This is a genomic window from Candidatus Villigracilis saccharophilus (genome assembly GCF_016711665.1).
Window position 1 is genome coordinate 1 of record NZ_JADJSO010000057.1, and the last position, 12,472, is coordinate 12,472.

General features: G+C 50.1%; 6 protein-coding genes and 1 pseudogene. 3 read left to right on the forward strand and 4 right to left on the reverse strand.

Going from position 1 to position 12,472, the window contains the following annotated elements; translation table 11 throughout:
• A partial coding sequence (locus IPL17_RS18340; protein WP_345308538.1) for a hypothetical protein occupies nt 1–237 on the forward strand: 237 nt, incomplete at its 5' end.
• Between the two features lie 34 nt (nt 238–271).
• On the opposite strand, the gene IPL17_RS18345 is transcribed toward IPL17_RS18340, so the two are convergent.
• From IPL17_RS18345 to IPL17_RS18360, 4 genes are all read right to left on the reverse strand, one after another.
• On the reverse strand, nt 272–700 hold the full coding sequence (locus tag IPL17_RS18345; RefSeq protein WP_345308539.1) for a hypothetical protein: 429 nt from the start codon (nt 698–700) through the stop codon (nt 272–274).
• Between the two features lie 194 nt (nt 701–894).
• A complete protein-coding gene (locus IPL17_RS18350; protein WP_345308540.1) occupies nt 895–3,816 on the reverse strand; it encodes a PKD domain-containing protein in 2,922 nt (973 codons plus the stop codon).
• Entirely contained in the window at nt 3,782–6,568 is a 2,787-nt protein-coding gene (locus IPL17_RS18355) for a LamG-like jellyroll fold domain-containing protein (protein WP_345308541.1), read from the reverse strand. Before IPL17_RS18355 ends, IPL17_RS18350 begins: the two co-directional genes overlap by 35 nt.
• Nucleotides 6,569–7,464: 896 nt before the next feature.
• On the reverse strand, nt 7,465–9,057 hold the full coding sequence (locus IPL17_RS18360) for a PxKF domain-containing protein (RefSeq protein ID WP_345308542.1): 1,593 nt from the start codon (nt 9,055–9,057) through the stop codon (nt 7,465–7,467).
• Between the two features lie 334 nt (nt 9,058–9,391).
• Between IPL17_RS18360 and IPL17_RS18365 the strand changes: the two genes are divergently transcribed.
• Together IPL17_RS18365 and IPL17_RS18370 are read left to right on the forward strand one after the other, a co-directional pair.
• Nucleotides 9,392–11,257, forward strand: a complete 1,866-nt coding sequence (locus tag IPL17_RS18365) for a serine hydroxymethyltransferase (RefSeq protein WP_345308543.1) — start codon at nt 9,392–9,394, stop codon at nt 11,255–11,257.
• Nucleotides 11,258–11,369: 112 nt separating this feature from the next.
• Nucleotides 11,370–12,472, forward strand: a pseudogene (locus IPL17_RS18370) (aminomethyltransferase family protein); the annotation flags it as partial.

Here is a 12,472-nt window from a genome sequence, read left to right on the forward strand (position 1 = left end):
GCCCCACGGGAATTCAGATCCCGGTTTAACCTTGAGAGGGCTTCGTCCTGGGCCACTAGACGATGGGGGCGCTTATTTTGGTCGAGCGGGCTGTATTCTATCATCCCGAATTTGAATCGTCAACAATGGCATTTGACTAACAATGAAAATGCAGGTGAAGAATCATTCTTCACCTGCATTTTTACTTCCTTCTTCAATTATGGAGCGGCAGTTGGGGTGACTGTTATTCCAGATTGATCATCCAATTGACCGCTGCGCCCATGAGGTCCGCCTAAGCCAAATCCACGGGGACCATCAAGGAAACCTTTATCCAGACCTTCGAGCAGCCAGTCGGCTTTTCCTGTGAGATCGTTCCATCAGCAATACCAGCTTCGATCTGCGCGCGCATCTCGTCAGCATGGACTGCATTGATGGCATCCTTTACATCCTGGATGTCCACTTTGGCAGTGGTGGCTAAATCTTCAAGTGTCTTGCCGTCTGCGAGTGCAGTGGACAATTCAGTGGAGGTCATGCCGAGGACTTTGGCAGCAGCTTCCAGTTCAGGTTGACCGAGCCCGCGTTCTCCGCCGTGGCCGTGTCCGCCGCCGCGCTGTATCATCGTCGTGTCGCCCTGCGCATACGCGGTCTTAACATTGTAAGCGCCGAACAAAACCGCAACTGCCAGTAAACCACCGATCAGGATTGAAATTTTCTTTTTCATTTTTTATACCTCTTTTTAAATTTGATTGGCTGGAGCGCCTCCAACCTTCTGCAATGATAGAGCAGGGATGTAATCAGGTTGTGACCAGCTTATAGAGAAATTGTGGATGAAAATATGGATTTCCTAAACAACAGTTGACAGGCGCCATGCCTGTCAACTGTTGTTTGTTTACTTCATTACCACTAAGGTCTTAATTATCTCTTCGGAAGCACAAGGATTAATTTGTAGGCCTGACCTACACCGCCGTCTTTATCCTTGACGGTGATGGTGATGAGGTAAATGCCAGGCTTTGCATAGATATGTGAGCCGTTGACCGTCTTGCCGCTGATGGCTCCAGCGCTGATAGTACCATCGCCCCATTTCCATGTCGCGGTGAAGGTATCGTTGATACCAACATCTTTGAATGTGGCGTATGTATTTAGCTTTACTCCAACACGAACAGAGCTGTTGAACGTCAGTGAGGTGATAACTGGCGGCACATTCTTGACAGTGACCGTTGAGCTATCCTCACTGCTTAAGCCTCCAGCGTCAGTCACACGGACGCGAACAGTGAAAATGCTGTTATCGATGGCGGTGAATTTTGGTCTTGTTCCTAACGCATCGTCGAATAGACCGTCGTTATCAAGATCCCACTCATACCGTATGATGTTTCCATCCGGGTCAGTGGAGCGGGAAGCATTGAGGGTGATGCTCGTTCCTTCATAGCCTACATAAGGTCCGCCAGCTTCCGCGACAGGCGGATGGTTCAGCGTGACCGTGACTTGGGCCTGGTCACAGCCCGAAGCGCTATCATCGTCGCTGACGCAGACTTCAACAGTGTAGTTGCCATTGGCGATATAAGTATGGTTGAGAGGGAAGGTTTTATCCGGGTTGAGTGCGAGGCTCTGAATACCAGTACCATCACCGTAATTGACCGTGGCAGTCCATGCATCCGCGCCGGGGTCAGTAAATGCACCGTTACCGGAGAGTACGCCCAGATTGTTTGCCAGGGCCTCTTGAATATCAACAAGCGGCGTGACATTAATCACGTTGATCTGTGCTGTGTCAGTATCAGACTCGCCATACTGATCAGTAACCTTTAGGCCGATAGTGTACGTGCCATTGTCGGGGAAGGATTTGCTGGTTGTCACACCAACGGCGTCGTCATATTCGCCGTCGTTGTCGAGGTCCCAAGCATAGGTCATTAAATCAGATTCAGGGTCGGAGGATGCGGACGCATCCAGTATAAGGGTAGTACCTTCATCGGTAACAAGATCAGGCCCGAGGTCGGCTTGAGGCGGCTGATTCAAGGACCATGCATAACTTGTTCCATCCCCATCCTCGTCATTTTGATAGATACCACCAGTTGTATGAGGTTGGATATCCAAAACGGCGTTCTCCCAGTTCAATTCACCGGGTAGGGCAAAATTCACAGACCAGACTTCGCCCGGGGTCACATCTTTTCTGCGGCCTACACAGCCATTATCATCGCAGGCCCACAGAACCACGAACGTGATATTCTGATCCCATGTGCCGGTTATCGTATCTGTAACCATGTCAATCAGCGTGATGTTGCGGTTGACAACGATTAATTGTTTGGTTGTCTCTGCATCGAACGCAGTCACCATCTCACCGGGTTGCAGGTCATAAACACTGGACAGATCCAATCTAAACCAAGGCAGAGTATGATCCTGATCGGGGGGATTCAAGGTCGTGGTGGTCGTGTAATCAGGCTGATCGGGGTTGCCAATTTGAACAGTCAAAACTGAGTCAAGCGGCCAGTCATTCCCTTCGATAATTTCATCATCAGGGTAAACGGTAATGTTGGGGTTGGGCGCCCGCCAATAGACATTGGTATTGTCACCATCTTCATCATACTCAGAAGTCTCACCCCATGTTTCAGCAAGGACATCATAAGTCATGCCATCCATTGAGATGGAGAAGTCAGCAACCCAGCTTCCATTGCTGTCAGCAGTGACATCCCGCCAGGCAGTGGAGTTGTCTTGTGATGCCCAAACAAAAATTTGGATCGTATGGCCGGGATCAGCCACGCCAAACACTTGATCTGTGTCAACATCGACAGATTGGATCGCCAAATTCGTAACCATATGAGTCTTGGTAGTGGTGCTATCTGTCATTGTAATGATATGGCCGGCTTTCAAGGTGAATAGGTCAATCAGGTTGAACATCACTTCCGTTTGTCCGAAGTATTGCATTTGGGCTGTTGAGATAGCAGTGTAATCTGGCGAAGCCGTCGTGAGGGGGTCATCAATCGTCATGGTGATGAGCGCGCCGTCTGGCCAGTCGTAACCGCTGACTTGCCTCTCGAATGGGCGGGCAGAGATGATGGGATTGTGAACTCTCCATCCGATCACCGTGCCATCGCCGTCTTCGTCCCATTGGGCAGAATCGCCACCTATACCGGGTTTGATATCGAAAGTACCCTGTTCCCCATCCTCATCGCCTGGAACAGCGAAATTGGCAGACCATTCACCATTTTGGTCAACAGGCTCGTTGCGGTTGACACAACTATTATTGCCACAAATCCAAAGATCCACCGACCCGCCTGTATCGGTTATGCCTGAGACTATGTCTGCATCAATATTTATGTTTGTAATTTGGAAGCCGGTTACTGTGTGTTTTTTTATGGTGTTCCCTTCAGTTACAGTAACAAGATCACCCGGCTTGAGATCATATTGACCACTGAAGTTCAGAGTAAAGCGGGTTTCATTTGGATTCCATGAAGGAATGCTGGCAATTGCGGTACCTGTAAAATCAGGATTTATTTGTGGCGTTGCAGGATCATCAATCTCAATTGTTACGGTTGCGCCTAACGGCCACTGCCAAAGTTCAACACTTTCTTCATTTGGACGAGCACCAAAAGCGGGATTGGGGATGTTCCAATTGATCCAGGTCTGATCGCGGTCTTCATCGCGTTCAGCCACCCAGCCATTGCTATCCGGCTGAATATCGAAGGTATCTGGATCATCATTGCCCGTTCCGGGAACCTGATAGTTTGCCAGCCAGTTGCCAGAGTCATCTGCTGTGACCCAGCGTATGATACAGCGATCTGGAACATTCGCGCAGACTTGAATTTGGACTTCAGGTGTGGCAACTCCCTGAAAGCGTATCAGCATTCAGGTCAAAGTCTGTGATCGCGAGTTGGGAGACTGTAAGAGTCTTGGTCATGCCGTTTCCACTGGCGGTGATCACATCGCCAGCTTGAATGTCATAGCCTTGCAGGTCGAAATCAGCGACAATGTCGTTGGGGTCATAGGGATTCCAAGGTGCCGGCCCCATTATGGCAGTATAGATTTCGCTTGAGCCGCTGATGTTCATTGTGATGAGAGTACCGATCGGCCATTCGCGCGCATGAATCCAATTATCAGCGGGACTCGCTTCGATGAAGGGATTGGGAATGCTTTGACCGAACATCGTGCTGTCACCATCATCATCGCTTTGAGACGAATCCACCCATGTTCCAAGGACAAGATCCAAAGTGTTGTTTTCATCATCCTGCGGTCCTGGAATATGCCAATCCGCGATCCATATTCCCCCCGGATCGCTTGCTGTCACATGGCGGTTATAGCAATTCGAATTATCACAAGCCCAGACATCGACATTGGAACCCGGCTCAGAAAACCCGCTGACTGTATCTGCATCCACATCCATAACATCGAAGGCAAGCGGTTTCACAATATGTTGCTTGCTTATGGTGCCGTCACTGACCGTGACCAGGTATCCCGGCTTAGTATCATAGATTCCGTTGAGGTTGAAGGACAAATAGTTTCTTGTATCTCCCCAAGGGGTTGGGCCAGTTACTACATCAGAAATTGTGTAATCTGGCAGGGAAGTCTCAGTGCCAGAAGAATAAATATTCACGGTCAGAGTGCTGCCAATGTTCCATTCCCAAGCCTCGATCTGTTCGTTGTTTGCCCGAACATTGAAATAAGGATTGGGGATGCTCCACGAAACGCTTGTAGAATCTTCATCGGCGTCGAATTCATACGCACCGGATCCCATGCCGGGGCGAAGATCGAATACCATTCCAGCATCGCCATGACCAATTACAGGGACGGAAAAATCGGCAATCCAAATTCCGTTCTCATCCACATTTATATTGCGGCTGGCGCAGCCGGTATCATCACAAACCGTACCAACATGGATCATCGCACCGGGATAACCAGTACCAGAAACCGTATCTGCATCTACATCAATATTGGTTACGGCAAGATGGGTTACGGTATGTTGTCTGACCGTAGTGCCATCGTTCACTGTAACCAAATGACCAGGCTGAATATCGAAGAGGCTACCCAATTCGAAGCCATTCCTCCAATCATCAGATTCAATAAATATCTGGGAGGCGGTGTAATCGGGTGACTGCGGTGTTGCAGGGTCATCAATCTCCAGTTCCAAGAGGGCGCCTACGGGCCAATCAAAGCCGAAAACACGATCTTCATTCGGCTGAACAATGATGAAGGAATTTAGTAAAGCAGGTACAGTATCTCCAGTACTGATGCAATCACCGTCATCATCACATTGGGCAGTATAGACATTCGTCCCCGGGATGATGTCATAGGTTGATTCCCCAATGCCTGCAACTGCGAAATTGGCTACCCAATTACCAGACGCATCAGCAGTGACATACCTACTTCGATTATCCGGTATACCGCCAATGGATACAGTTAATGAACTATTCGGGTCAGCGGTTCCAGAAACAATATCTGTCAGCGGATTGATATCAGTAACTTTCATACTCAATGATGTGATGGTAAAAACCTTGGTGTAAGTGATCACATCTGTCAGAGTAATGATTTGCCCAACAGCAAATTGGAAATCATCTGTCGGGATATTCACACAGTTCAAACTGGGTCTCCCCGCGCATGGGAATGTTACCCCGGTTGCCGAAAAGTCAGGTACCTGAAGAGTGGATGGATCATCAATAGTTACAATCATTTCGCTGTTCATCTGCGGCCAACCTATGCCATCCACGCGGCCTGAATCCCAAACTTGAATGGTTGGATAATACTGCTGGATAAATGCCACTGTTGCAATATCCTGATTTGAGTCAATCGGAGTTGCGCCAAAGAAGGCATGTGCTTGTGCCGTATTAGTGACTGAGTGATTGTCAACATCGTTTTGTGTGACAACGTAACTGCCGTTACAAGTGATCGATTCACCCTCTGCCAGAGCAGACACACCGAAATTTGTCTGTGAACTGCTTGTAATGCGCAGGTCGTCAATGTAGCCAATGCCCGGATAACCCCAATAGGGTACATAGGCGTAGAAAGTGGAATTCAAAGCCGGGTATAAATTATCAGGCGAGTAGGAATCCTGCACACCGTTGACATATAAACTCGTTCCACTCTCACCCCACACATAAGCCACGTGTGACCATTGGTTAAGCGGAATGGTTGTATTGCCGGCGGGCAATGGGATCAAGGCAGGACCATTAATGGCGCTCCACGAACCGCCATAGAGCTTGCCTTCCGTAGTCAAGCTCAGATGCAAAATGTGACCTCCACCGGGAGGTGTATCAGTACTGCTCCAATTAAAGTTCACAAAACCGACACCGTATTGTTTTGGATATACCCAAAGATCAACCGAGCCTGCCTTGCCGATTGGGTCATAAGTGCTGGGCCATTGATACCAACCCGGCACGTTATAGCGCAGCCAGGCGCCGGAGCTAAAGTCAATGGCTTGTCCAAATCCAGCAAGACCGTTCACATAAGAAGGTGTGCCAAACACGGATTGTGCAAGATGACTATTCTCAAAATGATCGAATAGCACAGTGCCGTCCAAATTACCTGACGGGCATGCGACTGTCGTTTTATCGTCTGTCACTGTGAATGGACCAGAGAGCGTTCCGCTGCCGGTATTGGTCAGCAAGTAGCTGTAGTTGATAACATCACCAACTTGGTTATATGTAGGGGAACCGGGCCCCCCGGTGCCCGGGGGCCCGGGGGGGGGCCCGGGAAAAAAAATTGGTTCGGACTTTTTTTCCCGCCAGGGGGGGCCCCCCGGGCGGGAAAGGTTCCCTCCCCCCATTTTGAAGTTGTTGCAGGCGGGAAGAAGGTCCCCCCACAAATTTTTGTTTTATAAAGAACCGCGGCCCCCCGGGGGGGGGGGAAAATTTGTTAATTTAAAGAAATTACAAAAAACACGGATCCAGAATTTTAGTATTGTTGCTGTGTGGCGGGGGGGGGAGGGGGGCGGGCGCCCCGCCCCGACCGGCCAGTCCAGGCGGGACCAACCCGGTTTTTGGGGAATGGGGGGGCGGGGGGGGCGGGGGGCGGGGCCCCCGCCGAAAAAACCAGCGTGTTCTGATCTCGGCAAAGCATTGCCATTGATGGGGCAGTTGCCCTTGTATTGCCAGGCATCCAGACCGTCCCCACTACAAACACAAAGATGAAAATCATGCGAAATATCTTGTCAGCAAATTTTGTACTCATGGTGTTCCCTCCCGGAACTTAAGTTGGTTTAAAACAAATAACCGGCCAGAAAGGCCGGTTTCGCTATTAGCTCCCTTATAACCCGTGAGCGTCCAAGTTAGGTTATCAGATCAAAGCCGCCTAAATTTCATACACAGGCAGAGAATAATATCTATCCCTTTGTGCCTCCATAATAAAATTTCATGCCATACTTCTCCATAAAGAGCATGTTAAAAATTGAAAGAGAATTTTGTAGTTTTATGAGGCTGCCTGACAGGTTGTATGACCTGTCAAGCTTTAATGGTTCTTTACTCCTAATAAGCGATGATCCCATCCTCTTATACTTGGCATGAATTATTTGAGTTTGAAATAAGCCGCCAATATCGAGTTATCGAATGTGGTCAGGGTCACCCGATAACACTTTCCAGCAGTGTTGGGTGTCTTCCAATTGTAGATGAACTGCCCGGATGCCGCATCATAGCGCAGACTGGTATCACCCGTTGCTGTTGTCTCAATCTCATCAGTAATTGCATTCGTATCACAGGATGTTTGGGCATATGTAAAACTCTTGATGTAAGCAATGTCAGCAAGCTCGGTAGAGCCAGCAAATATCTCAAATTTCAATGGCACGGTACTACCGCCTTTGATAATGTTGTAGACACCGTTCATATCCACAGGCTGGAGGAAACCTTTCAGTGTCCAGGGTAAAACGGTTACTGTGACTGTATCCGTATCACTTAATCCGCCATCATTTGTCACGCGTAGTCCAATAATATGATCTCCGATTTGATTGAATGATATTGCAGCGGTTACTCCGCTGGCATCGTCATATTGACCATCGTTATTGAGATCCCAAGCATATGTCAGCGCGCCGCCATCAGGATCGGATGATGCCGATGTGCTCAAGGTAACAGACTGACCTGCAAATACAGTCTGATCAATTCCGGCATCTGCAACCGGCGGCTGGTCCACCAGGATCCGTGCAATCTTATGACTTCCTGACAGGGAGATCCAGATGCTTCCATCCGGGCTGGCAGCAAGTTGGCTTGGAGCACTTCCAGCAGGCAGGGAATATTCTGTCATTACACCCGATGTTGTAATACGGCCAATTTTGTCATTCCAAGGCTCGGCGAACCATAAGTTACCGTCTGTACCCACGGTTATAGCCGTAGTTCCATAACCTGAGGAGAGAGGGTACTCGGTGATGACCCCGTCGGGTGTTATTCGACCTACACTTGGTCCCCAATATTCTACAAACCACAAGTTCCCATCCGGTCCAGTCACAATATCGGTCGGGTTAGCACCTCCAGAGGGAACTGGATACAGGGAAACCTGTCCATCCAAAGTAATCTTTGCAATCATGCTGTTTCCATAACCTGTGTACCATAGATTACCATCCGGACCAGCTGTAATTCCACTTGGTGTATCCACATAACCAGGATATTCTGTGAAAGATCCATCCATTGTAAACATTCCGATCAAACCACTTCCTTCAGTGAACCAGATGTTCCCATCCGGACCTAATGTGAGATTACTAGGAGAAAATTGGTATTGTGTAGGGATTTGGAACTTCGTCACTGAACCATCTGGCGTAATCCGACCCAAGTATCCTCCTGGAGGGTCACCGTATAACATGCCAGTGAACCAAATGTTGCCATCCGGGCCCAGAATGGTATCGACACTGTTGCATCCGTTATAAAACTCAGTGACCGTTCCATCTGTGGTGATTCGCCCGACCATGGGACTGCCCCACTCAGCAAACCAAGCACTACCATCTGGAGCGATAGTGATTCCGGCGGCTTGTCCACTTAATATGGTAGGGTACTCAATTATGTTCAGGCTGAGGCTAGGTTGCGGTTCTTGTGCTAGTACTGATACAGGCATCCCAAAAAGCGAAAAGACAAAAATAATTGCCATTATCAGATTGAAAATCTTTTTTATGTTCATGGTGTTCCCTCCCGGAACTTAAAACAAATAACCGGCCAGAAAGGCCGGTTTCGCTATTTGCTCCCTGATAACCTGTAAGCGTCCAAGTTAGGGTATCAGATCAATGCCGCCAAATATTATCTGCAGCGATGAGACATGAAATGTAAACTTTTCAAGAATTTGAACACCGATAAAAAATCGTAATATACCAACAATAATCCCCACATCCATAATAGCAAGATTGTGGACCAAATACAATAGGGACATGCCATTTCTCACTTGACCTTCCCCCCTTCCCGTCCTACAATTCAACTGTCTGACAATTCCAAAAACCAACTCTCAAAAGGAGAATACAATGTCCGATTTTTTATTTCGTGGCGACCTGGCCAAGCTTGACCCTGATGTTTTCGATCTGACCCAACTGGAAGCTGAAAGGCAGGCGAGGAAGTTGATCCTGATCCCAAGCGAATCCACTGCGCCGATGGCGACCCGTGAAGCGTTGGCTTCGGCGTTCCAGAACATTTATGCAGAAGGCTACCCCGACGAAGAGTCGCGTTGGATGACCGAGGAAGAAATTCTCGATTATCCCGCGCGACTTGCTCATTATCGCCGCAACGGTGACCCGCGCTATTACAAAGGCGTGGAATATGCGGACGCTGTCGAAGCCCTCGCCCGCCGACGCGCGGCAGAAGCATTCGCCGCAAATGGAATCACAGCGGATCAGATCTTCGTCAACGTGCAGGCGCTTTCGGGCGCTCCCGCCAACAACGCGGTCTATCAAGCCTTGTTGAATCTCGGCGATACCGTGATGGGACTTAACCTCCTGCACGGCGGACATCTCTCTCATGGCTCATCGGTCAACCGCAGCGGCAAATGGTTCAAGGCTGTGCATTACACCATTGATGCGAATGAGAAACTTGACTATGACGCGATCCGCGCTTTGGCTTTGGAGAACAAACCCAAGCTGTTGATCGCAGGTTATTCATCCTATTCATGGGTTCCAGATTGGAAGAAGTTCCGTGAGATCGCGGATGAAGTCGGCGCGTATTTCCTCGCGGATATTTCCCACATCGGCGGACTCGTCGCGGCGGGCGTTGTGCCTTCACCGATAGGCATTGCGCATGTGATCATGTCTACGACTCACAAGAGCCTTGACGGCCCACGCGGCGCAGTCTTGATGACCACGGATGCGGCAATTGCCAAGAAGATCGACAAGGCTGTCTTCCCCGGTGAACAGGGCGGACCTCACGTCAACGTATTCGCTGGGCTGGCGTTGACCTTCAAACTTGCGCAGACCAAACAATTTAAACAGTTACAAGCGCAGACGATCAAGAACGCGGCGGCAATGGTTGACCAATTCACCAAGCGCGGACTGCGCGTGCCGTTCGGCGGAACCAATACTCACATGCTGAATGTGGACTGCACCACTGTCGTCGGTGAAGATGGCACGAAATTAAGTGGTGATCAGGCCGCGCGCATTTTGGATATTGTCGGCGTGGTGGTCAATCGCAACACCATCCCTGGTGACAAGAATTCGGCTGACCCAAGCGGCATCCGCCTCGGCACGCCGTGGATCACTCAGCGCGGATTTAATGAAAAGCAATCGCGTCAACTGGCGGACATCATCGCCGATGTGCTTCTGGCATGTGCGCCTCACAGCGTGGATACCGTCAAGAAAGGCAAACAGCGCCGCGCCAAATTGGATTTCAACGTGTTGAATGCTGCCAAGTTGAAGGTTAGAAAGTTGGCTGAAAGCGCTGGTATTGATTTCAAATTCAAGAAGACTCGTTACCCACATTTCTATTACAGTGATGATAAAGCTAAGACAGGCGTGTATGAATTAAGTGGACAGCGCATTCGTCAGGTATTGGATTTCGCGGTGTCTTCTGATCTCTCTGCATTGAAGAAGGGCAAGACACAAGTCACATCCATTGCAACTCCGAAAGGTGTTGTGAAGGGATTGTTGAAGAACGTGGACAACAACACCTATCAACTGCAAGTGCCTGAAAAGAATGCTTCGGCAGTGGCCACCTGGCTGCGTGACCTTTCGGATGGATACACATCCTTCAATGTGGATGGAACAAAAGATTTCAGCGCGAAGCGTATGCCTGGTGCATTTGTGGTCAACGAGGTCAAGGCGAAATTATCAGCCACGGTTCCCCCGCTCAAAGGTGGAGTCAAGCCCCTGGTTCGTTGGAGTCAACCCACAGTTAAAGGGTGAAGCGCTGCCGCCTTTCGTCTGGAACGAAGCTGAAGGCGAGTTAAAGAAAACAGCGTTGAATCAAGTCCATAGAGACTTGGGCGGCAGAATGGTTCCCTTCGCAGGTTGGGAAATGCCTGTGCAGTACACGGGGATCTTTGAGGAGCACCTTGCCACACGCAATGCGGCGGGGCTGTTCGATGTTTCGCACATGGGCGTGTACGATGTGCGCGGCGCGGATGCGGCTTCGTTCCTCGATACGGTCTGCGGCAATGACTGCGGCGGGCTGCAGCCTGGCGAGTCTTGTATTCGCACTTCCTGACCCCCGATGCGGACGTGATCGATGACACGCTCATCTATCGCCGCGGCTGGGATAATTATCTCGTGGTCGTGAACGCGTCGAACGATGACAAGGATCGCACATGGCTCGAAAGCGTGCGCGATGGCAAAGTAAAAATTGACAACGGCCGACCGTGGGCGCGGACGTACGGCTATGAAGCGAACATCCGCAACCTGCGTGAACCGAAATCTGGTTCTGAAATGCGGGTGGATATTGCCCTGCAGGGACCGAAGAGCCGCGACACGCTGCTGGCAATGGGCGTGGACGATGCGACCCGCGCGCGCATTATGAAGTTGAAGAGAACTGAACTTTGCGATGCAGTGGTTGGCGGATTTGATCTGATCGTCTCGCGCACGGGCTACACAGGCGAGAAGATGGCCTTTGAATTATTCGTCCATCCCGAACGCGCCGTGGATTTCTGGCTGGCGGTGATGAAAGCTGGCGAGCAGTTCGGCGTGAAAGCCATCGGCTTGGGCGCAAGAGATTCTTTGAGAACCGAAGCAGGCTTGCCGTTGTATGGTCACGAAATGGGATTGGGCTCTGGTAAATTTGACGGTAGAGATTTGGGCGTAGCGGAAGGCGGATTTGGTTCCTACGTCAAACCGTACAAGCCGTGGTTCATCGGGCGCGATGCTTATGTTGCAAGAGAAAAAGAACGCAAGGGCGGCGTCATCCGCTTCACCTTCGATGACCAGCGCGTGCGCATGGCGCACAACGGCGACCCCGTGGTGAACGCGAACGGCGAACGCATTGGCTTCGTCACCTCCTGCGCCATTGATGGTCAGCGCTTTATCACAGGTCAGGCGTATTTGAATTTTGAGTACACAAAAGAAGGCACGCCGATTCTTATTCATCAAGGCGGTGTCATGGATCGTCCCGCCACGGCGGCGAAGGTG